The following is an 18,882-nucleotide window of genomic DNA, read 5'->3' as shown; positions in this document are numbered from 1 at the left end:
CAGTATGCGAAAAGGTCTTAAGGCTTGCAACGTCACGCGCCGTCGACGCAAAGATCCCCCGGCGCGGCGTCCGCATGATAAAATCCGGCTTTCGACCATTATTTATGTGGGAGCGCCTGTGTCTTTACTCTATTTACAAGGTTATCCGGAGTCATTGCTGACTCAGGTGCAGCAGCTAATCGATCAGCAGCGGCTGGGCGAAGTACTGCAAAAACGCTATCCCGACACGCACGCCATCACCAGCGACAAAGCGTTATATGACTACGCGCTGACGCTGAAAAACCAGGCCCTGCGTAACGCACCGCCGCTGAATAAAGTGATTTACGACAGCAAAATCAAGGTAATGAAACACGCGCTGGGGCTGCACACCGCCATTTCCCGCGTGCAGGGCGGCAAGCTAAAGGCGAAGGCGGAAATCCGCGTGGCGACCATTTTTAAACAGGCGCCGGAGGCATTTTTACGCATGATCGTGGTACACGAGCTGGCGCACATTAAAGAGAAAGATCATAACAAGGCGTTTTATCAGCTTTGCTGCCATATGGAGCCGCAGTATCACCAGCTGGAATTTGATACGCGCCTGTGGCTGACCGAACAGGCGCTGCGCGGCAGAGAAAGCTAGCGCCGCCGCGACGTGCCTCCGTGCTCGCCGCGACCTGCTGTCGCATTATAAAAAGTCCTTTGCTTTCTGGATCAGGCTGGTTTTGGTAAGCGCGCCCAGAAACTTGCGCTCGACAGGATTATTCAGCACCGGCAGACGCTCCAGCGTCACCCTGGCGAAGGCTTCCCAACCTTCCGTAATGGTTTGATTCTCAAAAATATAAGGGAAATTCTCGTCCGTTACGCAGCTTATCGGCGAGTTCAGCGTAATCTCCTTATCCAGCACCTTGCGCGAAATATCGTGGATCGACACCGCGCCCATAAACTGACCGGTTTCGTTAATCACATAGACGAAACGTTCGCGCTTCAGCGAGCTCACCGCCAGCGCCTTGCCGACGGGATCCTGCGGCTGTAGCGCCGCGCCGGAAACGATAAACTGCGAGATAATGCCGTTGTCAAAATCGAACTTGGCGTCCGAACGGCTGAAATGGCGCTGAATAACCGGATAGGTGCTGCTGGATTGCAGACGGTACACCACCATAAAAGCCAGCACGCAGGCGATCATGGTTGGAAACAGCAGGCTGCTGTTTAGCGTCATTTCCAGCACCATCAGCATCGCCATCAGCGGCGCCTGGCTGACCGAGGCCAGCACCGCGCCCATGCCCACAGCGGCGAAAATGACGACGTTATCCACCGGCAGCCCGGCCAGCGCGGCCAGGCTGGCAACCACCACGCCCAACAGCGCGCCGGTCAGCAGCGATGGCGTAAACAGCCCGCCGACAGCGTTGGAGCCAACCGAAATAGCCGTGGCCAGCATCTTTAACAGCAGCAGCGCAATCAGCCCTTTTAGCATAAAGCTGCCGGCCATGATCTCCACAATCTCCTCATAGCCGTTGCCGAGCACCTTAGTGCTGCCGATAGCCAGCACGCCCACCATCACGCCGCCCAGCCCCAGCCGCAGCGGCAGGCTTTTAACGCGGCTAAAGCGCTTACGGCTCTGCGCGATCAGCCAAATCAGCGTCCAGCCGGCCAGGCCCGCCAGCAGGCCAATCAGCACCGTCAGCAGCATGTTTTCCGGCGTCAGCGCAAACTGCGCGTGGGCAAAAGGGTAGATGGCGGAACGATAGCCCAGCGCGGACATGGTCAGCACGGCCACGCCAGCCGAGATAATCAGCGGGATCAGCCGCTGTAAGGCGGAAATGCCGAACGCGATTTCCGCCACAAAGATAGCCGAGGCAAGCGGCGCATGATAAACGGAAGAGAGCCCGGCTGCCGCGGCCATCGCCACGACGTCCGTGTTCTTCAGCGGCAGATTTTTGAAGCAGAAGCGGCCCATCAGGCTGCCCACCAGCGCCGAAATCTGCACCATCGGCCCCTCCTTACCAATGGACGCGCCGCTGCTGATGCTGGCGATGGAAGAGAGCGCGCGAAACAGCGAGGTTTTGGTCGGCACCGCGTCCAGCCTGGCGTTGATCACTTCCAGATAATCGGTGCGAACCGTCGCTTTCTGTTCAATAGCGGTGGCGTAGCGCAGAAAAAATCCGGCCAGTACCCCGCCGCCGCCGACAATCAGCGGCCACGTATACCAGGGCCAGACGCCGATAGCCTGGGTCACATCCTGACGGCTGCCGAACATCAGCAGATTGATGCCTTCTATCAGCAAGCGGAAACCCAGCGTCACCAGCGAAGCCGCCAGCCCCACAGGAATAGCGACCAGCAGGCTGGTCCAGTTAAGTGCATGTTTACTGCCTGTGGACATGAATTTTTTGACCTCGCCGCCGTTAACCTGCTCTTATCGTGAGAGAGGCAGCGTTAAAAATCAAATAGTCAGCGCGCCCGCCGCGCTTTTTTGCCTGCTACGCTGGTAGATAAGGTTACGGCGCGCACGGCGCCCGGCTCAATGAATCAACCGTTCGGGAAAAATTATGATCCGCTTCGCTGTTATTGGAACCAACTGGATTACGCGTCAGTTTGTCGACGCCGCGCACGAAACCGGCAAAATGAAGCTTACCGCCATTTATTCACGCACGCTGGAGCAGGCTCAGGCCTTCAGCCGCGACTATCCCGTTGAGCATTTTTTTACCTCTCTCGATCGGCTGGCGCAGTCGGATGCGGTAGACGCCGTTTATATCGCCAGCCCCAACGCGCTGCACTGTCAGCAGGCGCTGCTGTTTTTACAGCACAAGAAGCACGTGATTTGTGAGAAGCCGCTCGCCTCTAACCTTCGCGAAGCGGAAGCGATGATCGCCTGCGCGCGCGCTAATCAGGTGGTGCTGTTCGAAGCGTTTAAAACGGCCAGCCTGCCGAACTTTCACATTTTGCGCCAGGCGCTGCCGAAGGTCGGCAAGCTGCGCAAGGCGCTGTTTAGCTACTGCCAGTATTCATCACGCTATCAGCGCTATCTGGAGGGAGAGAACCCGAATACGTTTAATCCGGCCTGGTCAAACGGCTCGATAATGGATATCGGCTACTACTGCCTGGCAGCGGCGGTCAGCCTGTGGGGCGAGCCGGCGCGCGTGGTCGCCACGGCTTCGCTGCTGGAGAGCGGCGTCGACGCCCACGGTACGGTGGTTATGAGCTACGACGGTTTCGACGTGACGCTGCTGCACTCCAAAGTCAGCCAGTCCGATCTGCCCGGCGAAATCCAGGGCGAAGCGGGATCGTTGGTTATCGGGCAGCTGGCCGACTGCCAGCAGATCCATTTCATACCGCGCGGCGCGAAGCCGCAGGATCTTAGCCAGCCTCAGCACATCAACACGTTACTGTACGAAGCGGAAACCTTTGTCCGGCTGGTGGAAGAACACGCTGTAGACCATCCGGGCCTGACCGTGACGCGCATCACAGCGGCGCTGCTGACGGAGATCCGTCGCCAGACCGGCGTGGTTTTTCCTGCCGATGCGCTGGCCGCCGTGTAAATATTGCTAAATATTTCTGCGTAAGATTGACCAATGTGCTCGCGGCCACTATCTTCACTGCTGCAAAGGGGAGTAACTTCTTCGTCGGTCAATCGTCATTACGGTGCGTAAGCGCCCGGTTGCCGGGCAGTCAGCAAGCTGACTGTAAGTGAGACCTTGCCGGAAGGCGAGGTTTGCTCACAGCAAAAATAGTGTGGCTGACGTCTTCCGATGTTGGCCATTTTATTTTTGACAGGACAAAACTATGAATACTGTAGGCACGCCGTTACTTTGGGGCAGCTTTGCTGTCGTGGTGGTGATTATGCTGGCCATCGATCTGCTGATGCAGGGGCGGCGCGGCGCGCAAACCATGTCGATGAAGCAGGCCGCCTTCTGGTCGCTGGTCTGGATTAGCCTCTCGCTGCTGTTCGCCGCCGGGCTGTGGTGGTATCTGAAAGAAACCGTCGGGCCGCAGATCGCCCATACGCAATCCCTCGCCTTTCTGACCGGTTACGTGCTGGAAAAAGCGCTGGCCGTCGATAACGTTTTCGTCTGGCTGATGCTGTTCAGCTACTTCTCCGTTCCTGCTGCGCTTCAGCGCCGCGTGCTGATTTACGGCGTGCTGGGCGCCATCGTGCTGCGTACCATCATGATTTTCGCCGGCAGCTGGCTGGTGTCGGAATTCAGCTGGATCCTCTACCTGTTCGGCGCGTTTCTGCTGTTTACCGGCGTCAAAATGGCGATGGCAGGCGGCGATGAAGGCGCGGTAGGCGATAAGCCGGTGGTGCGCTGGCTGCGTGGCCATCTGCGCATGACCGATAACCTGGAAGGCGAAAAGTTCTTTGTGCGCCGCAACGGCCTGCTCTACGCCACGCCGCTGCTGCTGGTGCTGATTATGGTCGAGCTGAGCGACGTTATTTTCGCCGTGGACAGCATTCCGGCTATTTTTGCCGTTACTACCGATCCCTTTATCGTCCTGACCTCTAACCTGTTCGCTATTCTTGGCCTGCGCGCGATGTACTTCCTGCTGGCTAACGTGGCAGAACGCTTCTCTATGCTGAAATATGGTCTGGCGATCGTGCTGATTTTTATCGGTATCAAGATGCTGATCGTCGATTTCTATCATATTCCGGTGGCGGTTTCGCTGAGCATCGTCGGCGGTATCCTGGCCATTACGCTGCTGATTAACGCTCTGGTTAACCGCCGCAACGATCGTTTAGCGCTGCGGAAATAACTTTTACCCTGACGTAACAGCCAGGCCCGACGGCAGAATATTCCGCCGCCGTCGGGCCACTTTTCGCTTCCCCTGCCAACACATTTCCTTATACTGCCTGCGCAAACACACCGATGCCGTCAGTTCAGCGCACACGACGCTGAGGCGCATTCCATCACTTTTACAGCTGGTTTTTATATGAGTAATGAAAAGAATCGTCCCGGCCTGTTGCAGCGTCTGATGCAGGCAGGCCTGGTTACGCAGATCTTGATCGGTCTGGTCGCTGGCGTGGCGCTGGCGTGGTTTTCCAAAGAGAGCGCGCTTTCCGTCAGCCTGTTCGGCTCACTGTTTGTCAGCGCGCTGAAAGCCGTAGCGCCGCTGCTGGTCATGGTGCTGGTGATCTCCTCTATCGCCAACCACAAGCAGGGCCAGAAAACCTCTATCCGCCCTATCGTGATACTGTATCTGCTGAGCACGTTTTTTGCCGCCGTGCTGGCTGTGGCGTTCAGCCATTTGCTGCCGCAGACGCTGACGCTGAGCGCCGCCAATAATGAAATCACGCCGCCGTCCGGTATCCTGGCCGTCTTAAACGGCCTGCTGATGAGCATGGTTTCCAACCCGATCGACGCGCTGATGCATGCCAACTATATCGGCATCCTGGTGTGGGCGATTGGCCTGGGCTTCGCTTTCCGCCACAGCAGCGACACCACGCGCGCTTTCCTGAATGATGCCTCCGACGCCGTGACTTATCTGGTGCGTATCGTGATCCGCTTCGCTCCTGTCGGTATTTTCGGCCTTGTGGCGTCGATTCTGGCCTCTACCGGCTTTTCGGCGCTGTGGCAGTACGCGCATCTGCTTGCCCTGCTGCTGGGCTGTATGCTGCTGATGGCGCTGGTTATCAACCCCATTCTGGTCTACTGGAAGATCCGCCGTAATCCTTACCCGCTGGTCTTTACCTGCCTGCGGGAAAGCGGCGTCACCGCCTTCTTTACCCGCAGTTCGGCGGCCAATATCCCGGTAAATATGGCGCTGGCGAAGAAGCTTAATCTGGATGAAGACACCTATTCCGTCTCGATCCCCGTGGGCGCCAATATCAGTATGGCGGGCGCGTCCATCACCATTACCGTGCTGACGCTGGCGGCGGTGAATACGCTGGGCATCCATGTAGATATCGGCACCTCGATCCTGCTTAGCCTTGTGGCCTCCATCTGCGCCTGCGGCGCGTCCGGCGTGGCGGGCGGTTCGCTGCTGCTGATCCCCGTCGCCTGCAATATGTTCGGCATCCCTAACGATGTGGCGATGCAGGTGGTAGCCGTAGGCTTTATTATCGGCGTTCTGCAGGACTCCGCCGAAACGGCGCTGAATTCTTCCGCCGATATTCTGTTTACCGCCGCGGCCTGCATGGCCGAAGAGCGTCGGGTGGAACAAAAAGCTTAACCGGCGGCGCCGTCAAAAGATGGCGCCCTGCTCAGCGAGAAATCCTGCCCTGCCGAACGGGTGGGGTTTCTCGCCCTGTCGCGCAGCGTTACGCGCCCGCTATAAAGTCACCCCGCTTTTAAAAATCGCCAGCTCGCGAAAATCATTCAGCTCGTTTCTGGTCTGACGGCCGCAGGCGATTTCCACCAGCAGATCGATAAATTTTTCCAGTAGCGTCGTCATCTCCACGCCCTGAAGCAAAGGCCCGGCATCAAAATCGATCCAGTGCGGTTTCTTCGCCGCCAGTTCGCTGTTGGTCGCCAGCTTAACGGTGGGCACAAAGCCGCCGTAGGGCGTGCCCCTGCCGGTACTGAACAGCACCATATGACAGCCCGCCGCCAGCGCGCTGGTCGCCACGGCATCATTGCCCGGCGCGCTGAGTAAATTCAGCCCCGGCTTGCGTACGCGCTCGCCATATTTCAGCACGTCCACCACCTGGCTCCGACCCGCTTTCTGCGTGCAGCCCAGCGACTTTTCCTCCAGGGTAGTGATGCCGCCCGCTTTGTTGCCCGGCGAAGGGTTTTCAAAAACGGGCTGATGGTGCTGCAGGAAATAACGCTTGAAATCGTTAATCATATCGACAGTTTTGCGAAAGGTTGCTTCGTCCCGACAGCGGTTCATCAGGGTCTGTTCGGCGCCAAACATTTCAGGCACTTCCGTCAGCACGGTGGTGCCGCCGTTGGCTATCACCTCGTCTGAGAAACGTCCCAGCAAGGGGTTAGCGGTAATGCCGGAAAGGCCATCCGAGCCGCCGCATTCCAGGCCAAACGTCAGCTCGCTTAGCCGTCCAGCCTCGCGGCGATCGTTACGCATCGCTTTATACAGGCGACGTAGTTGAGCCAGCCCGGCTTCCACTTCATCATCGTGCTGCTGTAGCGTCATAAAGCCGACGCGATCGGCATCCACTTCGCCCAGCGTCTCGCGAAAAGCATCGATCTGATTGTTTTCGCAGCCCAAACCTATCACCAGTACCGCGCCGGCATTTGGATGGCGCACCATATTTTGCAGCAGGGTGCGCGTATTGAGATGGTCTTCTCCCAGCTGCGAGCAGCCATACGGATGGGTGAAGAGGAAAACGCCGTCAATATCTGTCGCGCCCTCGCTTTCTGCCATAAAGCGGGCCACCATTTGCTTTGCTATACCGTTGACGCAGCCAACCGTTGGCAGGAGCCAGAGTTCGTTACGAATGGCGGGCCTGCCGTCACGGCGGCGGTAAATCTGCACTTCGCGATCGCCAGCCGGTTTTGGCAGCGTGACGAAATCCGGCCGATAGCGATAGGCATTTACGTCCCCAAGATTGGTACAGAGGTTATGAGAATGGACCCCTTCCCCTGCGGCGATCGCCTGGGTGGCATGCCCAACAGGCAGGCCATATTTTATAACCGGCTCATCCACAGCCAGCGGTAAAAGGGCGAACTTGTGCCCACGCGCGACAGGCTGTTGCAACACGATTACGTGCCGGTTTGCTTCCAGCGCCTCGCCTTCCGCCAGGTCAGCCAGCGCGACGGCGACGTTATCTTCAGGATCGATCCGGATATAACGCTGCATAATGTTTTCCTCAGCTAAGCGGGGCTGGCGTATGCCCTTGCTGATAAGTCGTGGCACAAATACCGTTACCCTTGCGGTCAGTCCCGGTACGGCATTGCGCTCCTTCCCCGGTATTGCGTTTCGCCCAGGGCGTTTTCTGTCCGTACTGGTAGCGGAGCCGCAACGGTTCAGGACGGCGGTTACAGCTCAACGGCAAAATAGTCGCGCGCATTGTTAAAACAGATGTTTTCCACCATTTTGCCCAGCAGATTGAGATCGGCCGGTGCTTCACCGTTATCCACCCAGCCACCGATCGTTTCACACAGCAGGCGACGGAAATATTCATGCCGCGTGTAGGAGAGAAAGCTGCGGCTGTCGGTTAACATGCCAACGAAACGGCTGAGCATGCCCATTTGCGCCAGCTGCGTCAGCTGTCGCGTCATGCCGTCTTTCTGATCGTTGAACCACCACGCGGAACCGAACTGCATTTTGCCCGGCGCTCCTTCGCCCTGAAAATTGCCGGCCATCGTGGCGATAACTTCGTTATCCCGTGGGTTCAGGCAGTAGAGAATGGTTTTTGGCAGCGCATCCTTTCGGTGCTGGGCATCCAGCAAACGCGCCAGCGGTACGGCGATCGGAGCGTCGTTAACAGAGTCATAGCCCACGTCCGGCCCCAGCCGCGCAAACTGACGACTGTTGGCGTTACGCAATGCGCCGATATGATACTGCTGAACCCAGCCGCGCTGAGCATACTGCGCACCAAGCCATACCAGCACCGCCGTTTTAAATTGCGCAATCTCCAGCTCGTTCGGGCTTTTTCCGGCAAGACGCCGCGCCAGGATGCCGTCCAGCGTGGCTTCGTCCGCATCGGCATACAGCACAACATCCAGCGCATGGTCGGCAATTTTACAGCCGTGAGCGGCAAAATGGTCAAGCCGGCGGCTGAGTGCCTGACGGAGATCGTCGAAGCGGACAATATCCGTATCGCTAACCGCAGCCAGTTTTTGCAGATAGTCACAGAAGCCGCCAGCCTCCAGATTTAACGCCTTATCAGGACGCCAGCCTGGCAATATTTTGACAGTGAAGCTGGCATCTTCAGCGAGCAGGCGATGGTAGCGCAGGTCGTCGACCGGATCGTCGGTCGTGCCCGCCATTTTCACATTCATCTGCTGCATGATACCGCGGGCGCTGAACGCATCCTGTGCCAACAGCGCGTTGCACCGCGACCATATTTCTTCCGCCGTTTCCGACGACAGCAGCGTGTCCGTAATGCCAAAAGGTCGGCGCAGCTCAAGATGCGTCCAGTGGTAAAGAGGATTGCCAATGGTATCGGGCACCGTGCTGGCCCAGGCGGCAAACTTCTCACGATCGCTGCCGTTACCGGTAATCAGCGCTTCCGGTACGCCATTCGCCCGCATCGCTCGCCATTTGTAATGATCGCCTTTTAGCCAGATGTCATACAGATTTTTGAATCGATAATCCTCGGCAATCTGCTGCGGCGGCAGATGGCAGTGGTAGTCAAAAATGGGCTGCCCGGCCGCAAACTCATGGTACAAGCGGCGCGCAAACTCCCCCGACAGCAAAAAATCTTCCTGCATAAAACCCGACATACCCTTCTCCTGTGGTCAACATCCTTTGCTGCAAAGTTATCATACCAATTATTGAGATACGGCGTAATTTTGTGCAACCCCGATCACAAAAATGCCATTTACGCCTGACGGCGTTGCCGGGACAAAAAATAACCTATTGATTAATATAATATTAAAAAAACATTAGCCGCCTGGGCTGCAATTGTGACGTTTCTCTCCTTTAGAATCTGTATGACAAGTTATTGTTGCGGCATTCAGCCTCCTGACAGTACGGCGGTTGGAGAGTTAACGTGCGGGTGCCAACCAGCAAGCCGTCCCGCGTTGAAAAGGAAGCCATAAATCAATAGGGATTAGAAAAAGCGGGAGAATTTTATGCGTAAAATCAAAGGACTGCGTTGGTATATGATAGGTCTGGTCACGCTGGGCACCGTGCTGGGCTACCTGACACGCAATACGATTGCCGTTGCCGCGCCTACGCTGGAATCACAGCTGCATATCACGACCCAGCAGTACTCCTATATCGTCGCCGCCTATTCGGCCTGCTATACCGTGATGCAACCCGTCGCGGGTTATATCCTTGACGTGCTGGGAACGAAAGTGGGTTACGCTCTGTTTGCCATTCTTTGGGCGATTTTTTGCGGAGCCACGGCGTTGGCCAATAGCTGGACGGGACTGGCGCTGGCTCGTGCCGCCGTAGGCGCGGCAGAGGCAGCGATGATCCCCGCCGGATTAAAAGCCAGCAGCGAATGGTTTCCGGCCAAAGAACGATCTATCGCGGTAGGCTATTTTAATGTCGGCTCGTCCATTGGCGCCATGCTGGCACCGCCTCTGGTTGTCTGGGCTATCGTGGCGCACAGCTGGCAGATGGCCTTTATTGTTACCGCCATCCTTAGCTTTATCTGGGCGTTATGCTGGCTGATTTTTTATCAGCATCCAAAAGATCATAAAAAACTGCATGAAACCGAGCGTCGGTACATTCTTTCAGGCCAGGAAGCGCACCATCAGGTCAGCAATGCGACCAAAATGAGCGCCTGGCAAATTGTTCGCAGCAGGCAATTCTGGGGGATCGCGCTGCCGCGCTTTCTGGCTGAGCCCGCATGGGGAACGTTCAACGCCTGGATCCCCCTGTTTATGTTTCGGGCCTACGGCTTCAATCTGAAAGAAATTGCGCTGTTCGCCTGGATGCCGATGCTGTTCGCCGATCTTGGTTGCATCATCGGTGGCTATCTACCGCCGCTGTTCCAGCGCTGGTTCGGTGTCAATCTTATCGTCTCGCGTAAGCTGGTGGTTACTATGGGCGCGCTCCTGATGATTGCTCCCGGCACCATTGGCTTATTCAGCAGTCCCTACACCGCGATTGCCCTGCTTTGCGTAGGCGGCTTTGCTCATCAGGCGCTGTCGGGCGCGTTAATAACCCTTTCCTCCGATGTGTTTGGCCGCAATGAAGTGGCGACCGCCAATGGCCTGACGGGGATGGCGGCCTGGAGCGCCAGCACGCTGTTTGCGTTGATCGTCGGCGCCCTGGCGGACACGCTGGGATTCAGTCCGCTGTTCGCCGTGCTGGCGCTGATGGATGTGCTTGGCGCAGTAGCTATCTGGACATTATTAAGCAACCAACCCGCAGTCGATCAGAAGCAGCAGAGCGTCAGGTCGGCCGGGGCCGCCGCGCGCTAGTCCGGGTTTCTCCCGCCCGGCGGAAGTGGTATAACAAATTCCATCATTGTGCGGCAGGAGAAAGATTATGGTGTTGGCCGAATCCCGACGTCTTTACCAGCAGCTCGCTGCGGAATTTAAACGTCGTCTGGAGGAAGGGGTTTATGCCGTTGGCGAGAAATTACCGGCTGAACGCTTTATTGCAGAAGAAATGGGCGTCAGCCGCACTGTGGTGCGTGAAGCGATCATCATGCTGGAAGTAGAAGGATACGTTGAGGTACGCAAAGGCTCAGGTATCCATGTGATCTCACAACACCAGAGAAACAGCGTCGTTCCGGACGAACAGTCAGAATTTGCCAGCTTTGGCCCGTTTGAACTGCTACAGGCTCGCCAGCTGATTGAAAGCAATGTGGCAGAGTTTGCCGCCACTCAGGTAACCCGGCAGCATATTCAGCAGTTAATGGAAATCCAGCAGCAGGCCAGAAAAGAAGATCGCTTCCGTGATTCAGAATGGGATTTAAAATTCCATGTGCAGATTGCCCGCGCCACGCAAAACGGCGCGCTGGCCGCTATTGTAGAAAAAATGTGGCTGCACCGTTTGCACAACCCCTACTGGCTGAAACTGCATGAACACATTGACGACAGCGCTATGGAAAGCTGGTGTGACGATCACGATCGCATACTTAACGCCTTGATGCGTAAAGATCCGGCCGGCAGCAAGCTGGCCATGTGGCAGCACCTTGAACATACCCGCCAGATGCTGTTTAAAGCCACTTCAGACGATTTTGAACCCAGCATCGATCGTTACATGTTTACTGAAAATCCCGTTGTCGCCATCAAAGGCATCTCTGTGACCGATAAGTAAGGGTTTTGCCGCCGCCAGGCGGCGAAATTATTGCAGTTAACCCTCTAATTATGTCAGCCTGTGTAAAACTCCTTTGCACCTCCTGATTGCGCCTGTACAACAACGGTAATGCTGGCTTTGCCCAGGCTTATCAGACCGCATTCATAACGATTTGACGGCCCGGCGTATCAAGCCCGACAGGCCGTTTATTTTCACCTTTGTTTCTTTTTTTCGTGTTAAGACCAGGTTCCGCACGCATACTAACTACAACCATTTGTGATGAACTTTGCCGGAACATGGCGAAAATGCTATTCAGGGACACTTTATGGATATTTTAAAAGCGCTGGTCCATGCCCTCTGGCACCAGGATTATGTCATGCTGGCCGATCCCTCCTTGGTCTGGGCAATCTATTTAGTGCTGTTTATGATCTTATTTCTGGAAAATGGCCTGCTTCCTGCCGCTTTCCTGCCGGGCGACAGCCTGCTGATCCTGGTCGGCGTGCTGATTGCCAAAGGCACGATGAATTTTCCGCTTACGCTGCTGGTATTGACTACCGCCGCCAGCCTGGGCTGCTGGGTAGGCTATATTCAGGGGCGCTGGCTGGGCAATACGGCCACGGTGCAGCGCTGGCTCGCCCATCTACCCGCGCAGTACCATCAGCGCGCGCACGCTTTGTTCCATCGCCACGGGCTTTCGGCCCTGTTGATCGGCCGCTTTATCGCTTTTGTCCGCACGCTGCTGCCGACCATTGCCGGGCTGTCGGGCTTAAACAACGCGCGCTTTCAGTTCTTCAACTGGGTGAGCGGGCTGCTTTGGGTACTGATCCTGACGGTGCTGGGCTTTGCGCTGGGCAGAACGCCTCTTTTTCAGCGGTATGAAGATCAGCTGATGGCTTGCCTGATGATGCTGCCGCTGATTTTATTGGTTGTCGGCCTGTTTGGGTCGCTTTATGTTTTATGGAAAAAGAAACGCACTATGAATGAGAAAGGAAACTCATGATGAAAAATTACGCTTCCCGCAAACGAATACTGGGCCTGGTGGCGCTGGCATCGGTTGCGCTGACAATGATTGCGCTTTTGCCTGCCCTGTTTGGCGGTGAAACGGCGCTGCAAATTCGGGCCTCTCGCCAGGGTATTACGGTGCCGGACGGCTTCTATGTCTATCAGCGGCTGAACGCGGAAGGCATCCATATTAAAAGCATCACGCCGGATAAAAACACGCTGGTGATTAAATTTGATTCACAGGAGCAAAGTACCGCCGCCGAGAAAGTGCTGCGCCGCCTGCTGCCGGAAGGCTTTGATATCGCTCAGCTCGAACAATCTTCTGAGTGGCTCAGCCGCATCAGCCCGCATAAGCAGAGCATTGGCTAAGAAACGTGCCCGGCAGTGCCACTTCCGGGCCTCTATCCTTAAGAATCTTCTCTCTTTTTGAGCTTTCCGCATTTCCTGACTATGCTTAACTGGCCGGCGTAAGCGGCAAGCATGACAGGATTAACGGGGTTGTATCAGCGAACCCAAACAATGGAAGGTCACTTTATGAAATACCGCACGATCCTTGGCCTCAGCCTTTTATCCCTGACCACTTTCGCTCAGGCGGCAGACTCGCTGTGCCTGCAAAAAGAGCAGGACATTCAGCACGAGATCGATTTAGCCCGTCAGCACGACAACCAGCGCCGCGTTACTGGTCTGGAGCGGGCGTTGACGGAGGCTCGCGCGGGCTGTACGGACGACAAACTGAAGGCGAGTCATCAGGAAAAGATCGATGAGCTGCAGCAGAAAGTGGAAGAGCGGCAAAAAGAGCTGAACCAGGAGAGAGCGGATGGCGATGATAAAGAGAAAATCGCTAAACGTGAACGCAAGCTGGCAGAAGCAAAACGTGAACTGAAGGAAGTCCAGGCCGCCCCTTACTGAGGCAGGCAGGATTCTCATTACTGATTATAAAGGAGTTTGTTATGTCAAAAGATATCACTTCCGATCATCTGCGTGCGGAATTAAAGAATCTGGCGGATACGCTGGAAGAAGTGCTGAGCAACACCACTGACAAATCAAAAAACGAGCTGGACAAGCTGCGTAGCAAAGCACAGAGCGCGCTGAAAGATACCCGCGCACGTTTAGGCGACTCCGGCGATCGCCTCGCCAAAACTTCGCGTGAAGTTGCCGATAATGCGGACGTTTACGTGCGCGAAAATCCATGGACCAGCGTGGGCATCGGCGCCGCTATCGGCGTAGTGCTGGGCGTGCTGCTGACGCGTCGATAACAATGAAAGATTCCCAGCAAAGCCAGGGCCCAGGCAAAGGGGTCATCAACATCGGGCAGCGCCTCGTCACCACTCTGGTCGGGATTGTAGAAACCCGCGTCAGGCTGGCCGTCGTGGAGCTGGAAGAAGAGAAGGCGAACCTGATCCAGCTGTTGATCATGGTCGGGCTGACCATGCTCTTTACCGCTTTTGGCCTGATGAGCCTGATGGTGCTCATTATCTGGGCGGTGGATGCACAGTATCGCCTGATGGCTATCGGCATTACCACGGCGGTGCTTTTTGCATTAGCGCTGTTCTTTGGACTCTGGACGCTGGCCAAATCTCGTCGTTCTACCCTTCTGGGCGCTACCCGTAAAGAACTGAAATCCGATCGTAAGCTACTGGAGAACGATTAATGAGCCGCGAGCGTGACGAGCGTAAGGCCGAACTGCTGCGTCAGATCCAACAGCAGCGGCTCGATCTCAGCATCCAAAAGAAATTCTGGCTGGAAAGTACTGCCCGTTACGATCGCGGCTGGCTAACGCTGCTCAGCCTGAAGCGTTATATTGCGGTCGGCAGCGGCCTGGCGGCTATCTGGTCGGTGCGTAATCCACGCCGTATTACCCGCTGGGCCAAGCGCGGCCTGGGTATCTGGAGTACGGTGCGTATGGTACGCAACTTCCTGCCGGGCCGCTGATGCTTTCTGTTCTTTCTCAGGTTCAGCCTCGCTGAACCTGAATACTCAATTTTTCTGAAGAACTTTGACAGTTTAACTCGCTTACAATCCTCTCTCCTGACGAATATTATCTTCTGCAACGACCGGGAATTAACGCGTATTCAGCGTCATAACCGGGCTTCATGCGGCCAGGAGCTATTCCGGCCAGATAAAATTTATCGGGGATTAACATGAAAAAATTAGAAGATATCGGCTTTCTGGTCGCGCGTATTTTGATGCCTGTCCTGTTTATCGTGGCGGGCTGGGGAAAAATTACCGGTTATGCGGGCACGCAACAGTATATGGAAGCAATGGGCGTACCGGGCTTTTTACTGCCGCTGACCATTTTGCTGGAGTTCGGCGGCGGTCTGGCTATCCTGTTTGGCTTCCTGACGCGCTTTACCGCCATCTCCACCGCCATTTTTACGCTGATTACCGCATTTGTGTTTCACAGTAATTTCAGCGTAGACGGTAACTCTATTAACTTTATGAAAAATATGAGTATCTCTGGTGGTTATCTGCTGCTGTTTATTACCGGCCCTGGTGCATACAGTATCGACCGCTTAATTAAAAGAAAAAAATAAACAATGATTAAAGCAGGGCTTTATGCCCTGCTTTCAATAAGCGCCAGCGTATCTGATTAAAAGATTAACCAATTTCTTAACCAGACGACTATAACGTTAATTTTTCTGTACGGTATAAAAATAATGCCAGGGGATGTGACTCTCCGAACCAGACCGCCAATTAAGCCGATTTATTTTTGATCTGTGAGATAGCGCTGATACCAAAATTAACGATACCGACGATGCCGGAACCGATATTCGTAATAGCGCTAATGAAATCCAGTTCCAGAATGCTGCCGATACCGGATCCCAGCGTACCCGCCGCCGAGGTTGCATCCGTTGTCAGGCCACCCGCTGACGTGCCCAGATCCACAACGCCGCCAATGGCTGCGCCAATGCTTTTACCTAAATCTGCAAAAAAGCCAGCACCTGAGACAACTTCAACTTCCTGGCTGTTTAATTCACGCATAAAATTCTCCTTTTTTATTAATAACCCCACGCCATAAAGCAGGCGAGAACTATTTTAATGACAGCCAGCAAAAAAAGTCAAATATCTACAGGCCCAAATCAATACAGAATAAAGGCAGCCTTAAAACAGGCATTGTATTAATGGTGAAAACCAGAATGTAATTAGCGCTTTTAATTATAAAGCCGGGGCATTACATCCAGTAAAGTTAAAAAAACCAACCTGATACCCTCTATTTTATCGCATAATTATTTTTAGGAGAAAGTAACGAGCTTTTTTCTGATAACAGGTTATATTCTTTTATTATCATTTAATTATCAGGGAGTTTACATGGGACAGCTTATTGACGGCGTCTGGCACGATAACTGGTACGACACAAAATCCACGGGCGGGCGCTTTAAACGTTCTGATTCTGCCTGGCGCAGTTGGGTAACGCCCGACGGCTCTGCCGGCGCAGACGGCAAAGCCGGTTTTCGTGCCGAGGCGGATCGCTATCACCTCTATGTTTCGCTTGCCTGCCCCTGGGCGCATCGAACGCTGTTGATGCGTCAGCTAAAAGGGCTGGAAAAGCTTATTTCCGTATCGGTAGTCCATCCGCTGATGCTGGAAAACGGCTGGACGTTTGATGAAGATTTTGCGGGCGCGACGGGCGACAGCCTTTATCAGAACGAATTCCTGTATCAACTTTATTTGCACGCTGATAAGGACTATACCGGCCGGGTCACCGTCCCGGTACTTTGGGACAAGCAGCAGCAGACTATCGTCAGTAATGAATCAGCCGATATTTTGCGAATGTTTAACAGCGCATTCGACGCGGCAGGCGCCCGCGCCGGCGATTACTATCCGGCGGACTTACGCGCCAAAATCGATGAGGTGAACGGCTGGGTTTACGACACCGTTAACAACGGCGTCTATAAAGCGGGGTTCGCTACTTCTCAGGCGGCCTATGACGAGGCGGTCACCGCCCTTTTCCAGTCACTGGACAGGCTTGAACAAATGCTGGGGCAGCATCGCTATCTGACCGGCGACCGGCTGACCGAGGCGGACCTGCGTCTGTGGACGACCTTAGTTCGCTTCGATCCGGTTTATGTGACGCATTTCAAATGCGATCGCTATCGTATTAGCGACTATCTGAACCTGAGCGGCTTTTTACGAGAAATTTATCAGCTGCCGGGCATCGCTGAAACGGTCGATCTGGCGCATATCCGCCATCATTATTACCGTAGCCACAAGACGATCAATCCCTACGGCGTTATCTCGACCGGCCCGGCTTTCGACTGGGACGAGCCACACGGGCGCGATGAACGCTTCCGCTAGCCGGCGTTATCCCCTGAGCGGCGCGTGACGCTTCGCCAGCAGCTTAGGGATCTCCCGCAGGCACCATGATTTGGCTTCGCCCATGCTGTCGCGGCGCCAGGCCATAATGATATCGACCTCTTTGCTGTATTCCGGGCTGACAACACGCAGACGCCCTTCGGCAATATCTTTTTCCACCATCGGGTACGGCATGGACGCCACGCCCAGCCCGGCCAGCAGCGCACGGCGCTTATCTTCGATTGAACTGACGGTCAGCCGCTGCTGCTTATCCAGTAGCTGTACGGTCAGTACCGGGCGCTCGCGCGCCGTATCCGCTACGGCAATACCCCGATATTTCACCCGTGATGGTTCCGATAACGGTTCCGGTTCCTGATGGATAGGATGATCCGGGCTGGCGACGATCACACTCATAATGCTGTACAGCTTGCGGGTGTTGATCTCTGAAGAGGCGCGAAAATGCATATCCGGCGCGATAACGATATCCGCGCGGCCCTGCTCCAGCCTTTCCCAGGCGCCCGCCAGCACTTCCGTCACCAGCGCGATTTGCGTATTGGCTTTTTCGGCAAGTTTATCAATCAAAGGAAAGAGATATTCGCAAGGAACCAACGCTTCGGTAACGATAGTCAACTGTGTTTCCCAGCCCCGCGCCAGCGCTTCCGCATCGGTGGTCAGCTTATCGGCCGCTTCCAGCAAAATCCGGCCCCGCTCCAGCAGCATGCGTCCTACGTTGGTAAACTTAGTTCGGTGTCCGGAGCGGTCAAACAGCACCACGTCCAGCTCCTCTTCCAGCTTTTGCATGGTGTAGCTGAGCGCTGAAGGGACGCGGCCCAGCTCATCTGCCGCCGCCGCAAAGCTGCCGCGTCGATCGATAGCATCCATTACTCGCAGCGCCTCCAGCGTCAGAGCGCGATCTTTTGCCATAGCGGTTCTCTTTCAGGATTTTTGAATATGGCAAGCAGATTAACTGGCTAACAATCTGGCGTCCAGCGCCTTACTATAGCGGCATAATAAATGACCGACGCGGTTTGCCGGTTAATAAGGAGGAAAATATGATTACCAGTCGCACCGTACAACAGTGTGGTCAAGCCGATTACGGCTGGCTCCAGGCGCGATACACGTTTTCCTTCGGCCACTATTTTGATCCTCAACTGCTGGGCTACGCCTCTTTACGCGTGCTCAATCAGGAAGTGCTGACACCAGGGGCTTCCTTCCAACCCAGAACCTGGCCAAAGGTCGATGTTGTTAATCTGATCCTGCAGGGCGAAGCGGAGTACCGCGACAGCGACGGCAACCATGTCGTGGCGCGCGCGGGCGAAGCTTTGCTGCTGGCTGCCCAACCGGGGATCAGCTACAGCGAGCATAATATCAGTGGCGAGAAGCCATTGACGCGTATGCAGCTTTGGCTGGACGCCTGTCCCGACAGGGAAAACGCGGCGATTCAATGCCTGTCGATCCCGACTAACGCGAGCGCCATACTGCTGGCCTCGCCGGACGGTGCACAACAGAGCCTGCAGCTTCGCCAACAGGCCTGGATTTATCATCTGAGACTGCAACCGGGCGAAGATGTGACGCTGCCGTTACGTGGTTCGCGCGCCTATCTGCAATCGATTCACGGCGGCTTTACCGTGACCGCATCTTCAGCGGATCGGCAGACGCTTGCCTGCGGCGACGGCGCATTTATCGAAAAAGAGCAGAGCGTGACGATAACGGCAACCACGCCAACGCGCGCGCTGGTGATTGATTTAGCCGAGTAGTCGCCGTTGCCTACTCCTGTAAAACTCGCCAGCGATG

20 protein-coding genes are annotated in these 18,882 nt (G+C 55.4%); 15 read left to right on the top strand and 5 right to left on the bottom strand.

What is annotated here, in order from left to right:
- Positions 1-118 precede the first annotated feature (118 nt).
- Positions 119-619: a M48 metallopeptidase family protein gene (locus ACVWZ0_RS03330; RefSeq protein WP_253455745.1), complete on the top strand. Its 501-nt coding sequence runs from the start codon at positions 119-121 to the stop codon at positions 617-619.
- A gap of 45 nt (positions 620-664) precedes the next feature.
- Here ACVWZ0_RS03330 and ACVWZ0_RS03325 read toward each other — a convergent pair whose 3' ends face one another.
- Positions 665-2,356, bottom strand: coding sequence for a chloride channel protein (locus ACVWZ0_RS03325; RefSeq protein ID WP_253455747.1), 1,692 nt, complete (start codon positions 2,354-2,356; stop codon positions 665-667).
- Between the two features lie 166 nt (positions 2,357-2,522).
- On the opposite strand from ACVWZ0_RS03325, the gene ACVWZ0_RS03320 reads away from it, so the two are divergent.
- From ACVWZ0_RS03320 to sstT, 3 genes are all read left to right on the top strand, one after another.
- Positions 2,523-3,512 (top strand): Gfo/Idh/MocA family protein, encoded by a 990-nt coding sequence (locus ACVWZ0_RS03320; RefSeq protein WP_253455748.1) that lies wholly within the window; start codon positions 2,523-2,525, stop codon positions 3,510-3,512.
- A 244-nt stretch (positions 3,513-3,756) separates the two neighbouring features.
- Positions 3,757-4,725, top strand: a complete 969-nt coding sequence (locus ACVWZ0_RS03315) for a TerC family protein (protein ID WP_253455751.1) — start codon at positions 3,757-3,759, stop codon at positions 4,723-4,725.
- 177 nt (positions 4,726-4,902) lie between these two features.
- On the top strand, positions 4,903-6,141 hold the full coding sequence (gene sstT / locus ACVWZ0_RS03310; protein ID WP_253455753.1) for a serine/threonine transporter SstT: 1,239 nt from the start codon (positions 4,903-4,905) through the stop codon (positions 6,139-6,141).
- Between the two features lie 99 nt (positions 6,142-6,240).
- Here the strand turns inward: sstT and ACVWZ0_RS03305 are convergent, their stop codons facing one another.
- Together ACVWZ0_RS03305 and uxaC are read right to left on the bottom strand one after the other, a co-directional pair.
- Complete coding sequence (locus ACVWZ0_RS03305; RefSeq protein WP_253455755.1) at positions 6,241-7,728, bottom strand: UxaA family hydrolase; 1,488 nt, start codon at positions 7,726-7,728, stop codon at positions 6,241-6,243.
- 179 nt (positions 7,729-7,907) lie between these two features.
- The gene (gene uxaC, locus ACVWZ0_RS03300; RefSeq protein WP_253455758.1) at positions 7,908-9,317 is read right to left on the bottom strand and encodes a glucuronate isomerase; all 1,410 of its coding nucleotides are present in this window, start codon (positions 9,315-9,317) and stop codon (positions 7,908-7,910) included.
- A 351-nt stretch (positions 9,318-9,668) separates the two neighbouring features.
- Here uxaC and ACVWZ0_RS03295 point away from each other — a divergent pair, with 351 nt between their 5' ends.
- From ACVWZ0_RS03295 to ACVWZ0_RS03255, 9 genes are all read left to right on the top strand, one after another.
- Positions 9,669-10,970: an MFS transporter gene (locus ACVWZ0_RS03295; RefSeq protein WP_253455761.1), complete on the top strand. Its 1,302-nt coding sequence runs from the start codon at positions 9,669-9,671 to the stop codon at positions 10,968-10,970.
- Positions 10,971-11,037: 67 nt separating this feature from the next.
- Entirely contained in the window at positions 11,038-11,814 is a 777-nt protein-coding gene (gene exuR, locus ACVWZ0_RS03290; protein WP_253455764.1) for a transcriptional regulator ExuR, read from the top strand.
- A gap of 304 nt (positions 11,815-12,118) precedes the next feature.
- Positions 12,119-12,793 (top strand): DedA family protein, encoded by a 675-nt coding sequence (locus ACVWZ0_RS03285; RefSeq protein WP_253455768.1) that lies wholly within the window; start codon positions 12,119-12,121, stop codon positions 12,791-12,793.
- Positions 12,790-13,164: an EnvZ/OmpR regulon moderator MzrA gene (gene mzrA, locus ACVWZ0_RS03280; protein ID WP_253455772.1), complete on the top strand. Its 375-nt coding sequence runs from the start codon at positions 12,790-12,792 to the stop codon at positions 13,162-13,164. Before ACVWZ0_RS03285 ends, mzrA begins: the two co-directional genes overlap by 4 nt.
- A gap of 165 nt (positions 13,165-13,329) precedes the next feature.
- Positions 13,330-13,704, top strand: a complete 375-nt coding sequence (locus ACVWZ0_RS03275; RefSeq protein WP_148101255.1) for a DUF1090 domain-containing protein — start codon at positions 13,330-13,332, stop codon at positions 13,702-13,704.
- A 41-nt stretch (positions 13,705-13,745) separates the two neighbouring features.
- Complete coding sequence (locus ACVWZ0_RS03270; protein WP_125290365.1) at positions 13,746-14,051, top strand: DUF883 family protein; 306 nt, start codon at positions 13,746-13,748, stop codon at positions 14,049-14,051.
- Positions 14,052-14,053: 2 nt separating this feature from the next.
- Positions 14,054-14,446, top strand: coding sequence for a phage holin family protein (locus ACVWZ0_RS03265; protein ID WP_125290364.1), 393 nt, complete (start codon positions 14,054-14,056; stop codon positions 14,444-14,446).
- On the top strand, positions 14,446-14,727 hold the full coding sequence (locus ACVWZ0_RS03260) for a YqjK-like family protein (RefSeq protein WP_253455775.1): 282 nt from the start codon (positions 14,446-14,448) through the stop codon (positions 14,725-14,727). The genes ACVWZ0_RS03265 and ACVWZ0_RS03260 overlap by 1 nt, the downstream gene beginning before the upstream one ends.
- A 209-nt stretch (positions 14,728-14,936) precedes the next feature.
- On the top strand, positions 14,937-15,329 hold the full coding sequence (locus tag ACVWZ0_RS03255; protein WP_253455778.1) for a DoxX family protein: 393 nt from the start codon (positions 14,937-14,939) through the stop codon (positions 15,327-15,329).
- 160 nt (positions 15,330-15,489) lie between these two features.
- Here ACVWZ0_RS03255 and ACVWZ0_RS03250 read toward each other — a convergent pair whose 3' ends face one another.
- Complete coding sequence (locus tag ACVWZ0_RS03250; protein ID WP_253455780.1) at positions 15,490-15,777, bottom strand: hypothetical protein; 288 nt, start codon at positions 15,775-15,777, stop codon at positions 15,490-15,492.
- A 327-nt stretch (positions 15,778-16,104) separates the two neighbouring features.
- Here ACVWZ0_RS03250 and ACVWZ0_RS03245 point away from each other — a divergent pair, with 327 nt between their 5' ends.
- On the top strand, positions 16,105-17,091 hold the full coding sequence (locus tag ACVWZ0_RS03245; protein WP_253455782.1) for a glutathione S-transferase family protein: 987 nt from the start codon (positions 16,105-16,107) through the stop codon (positions 17,089-17,091).
- Positions 17,092-17,097: 6 nt separating this feature from the next.
- On the opposite strand, the gene ACVWZ0_RS03240 is transcribed toward ACVWZ0_RS03245, so the two are convergent.
- Positions 17,098-18,012, bottom strand: coding sequence for a LysR family transcriptional regulator (locus ACVWZ0_RS03240; protein WP_125290359.1), 915 nt, complete (start codon positions 18,010-18,012; stop codon positions 17,098-17,100).
- Between the two features lie 128 nt (positions 18,013-18,140).
- Between ACVWZ0_RS03240 and ACVWZ0_RS03235 the strand changes: the two genes are divergently transcribed.
- Positions 18,141-18,845, top strand: coding sequence for a pirin family protein (locus tag ACVWZ0_RS03235; RefSeq protein WP_253455784.1), 705 nt, complete (start codon positions 18,141-18,143; stop codon positions 18,843-18,845).
- The last annotated feature ends 37 nt before the right edge of the window (positions 18,846-18,882 follow it).

It is taken from the genome of Erwinia sp. TECH1 (genome assembly GCF_054057575.1).
This window is presented reverse-complemented; position numbering and strand designations above follow the sequence as displayed.

Coding starts and splice junctions, on each gene's coding strand:
- ACVWZ0_RS03325 (WP_253455747.1), bottom strand. CDS start 2,356: ATGTCCACAGGCAGTAAACATGCACTTAACTGGACCAGCCTGCTGGTC.
- ACVWZ0_RS03320 (WP_253455748.1), top strand. CDS start 2,523: ATGATCCGCTTCGCTGTTATTGGAACCAACTGGATTACGCGTCAGTTT.
- ACVWZ0_RS03315 (WP_253455751.1), top strand. CDS start 3,757: ATGAATACTGTAGGCACGCCGTTACTTTGGGGCAGCTTTGCTGTCGTG.
- sstT (WP_253455753.1), top strand. CDS start 4,903: ATGAGTAATGAAAAGAATCGTCCCGGCCTGTTGCAGCGTCTGATGCAG.
- ACVWZ0_RS03305 (WP_253455755.1), bottom strand. CDS start 7,728: ATGCAGCGTTATATCCGGATCGATCCTGAAGATAACGTCGCCGTCGCG.
- uxaC (WP_253455758.1), bottom strand. CDS start 9,317: ATGTCGGGTTTTATGCAGGAAGATTTTTTGCTGTCGGGGGAGTTTGCG.
- ACVWZ0_RS03295 (WP_253455761.1), top strand. CDS start 9,669: ATGCGTAAAATCAAAGGACTGCGTTGGTATATGATAGGTCTGGTCACG.
- exuR (WP_253455764.1), top strand. CDS start 11,038: ATGGTGTTGGCCGAATCCCGACGTCTTTACCAGCAGCTCGCTGCGGAA.
- ACVWZ0_RS03285 (WP_253455768.1), top strand. CDS start 12,119: ATGGATATTTTAAAAGCGCTGGTCCATGCCCTCTGGCACCAGGATTAT.
- mzrA (WP_253455772.1), top strand. CDS start 12,790: ATGATGAAAAATTACGCTTCCCGCAAACGAATACTGGGCCTGGTGGCG.
- ACVWZ0_RS03275 (WP_148101255.1), top strand. CDS start 13,330: ATGAAATACCGCACGATCCTTGGCCTCAGCCTTTTATCCCTGACCACT.
- ACVWZ0_RS03270 (WP_125290365.1), top strand. CDS start 13,746: ATGTCAAAAGATATCACTTCCGATCATCTGCGTGCGGAATTAAAGAAT.
- ACVWZ0_RS03265 (WP_125290364.1), top strand. CDS start 14,054: ATGAAAGATTCCCAGCAAAGCCAGGGCCCAGGCAAAGGGGTCATCAAC.
- ACVWZ0_RS03260 (WP_253455775.1), top strand. CDS start 14,446: ATGAGCCGCGAGCGTGACGAGCGTAAGGCCGAACTGCTGCGTCAGATC.
- ACVWZ0_RS03255 (WP_253455778.1), top strand. CDS start 14,937: ATGAAAAAATTAGAAGATATCGGCTTTCTGGTCGCGCGTATTTTGATG.
- ACVWZ0_RS03250 (WP_253455780.1), bottom strand. CDS start 15,777: ATGCGTGAATTAAACAGCCAGGAAGTTGAAGTTGTCTCAGGTGCTGGC.
- ACVWZ0_RS03245 (WP_253455782.1), top strand. CDS start 16,105: ATGGGACAGCTTATTGACGGCGTCTGGCACGATAACTGGTACGACACA.
- ACVWZ0_RS03240 (WP_125290359.1), bottom strand. CDS start 18,012: ATGGCAAAAGATCGCGCTCTGACGCTGGAGGCGCTGCGAGTAATGGAT.
- ACVWZ0_RS03235 (WP_253455784.1), top strand. CDS start 18,141: ATGATTACCAGTCGCACCGTACAACAGTGTGGTCAAGCCGATTACGGC.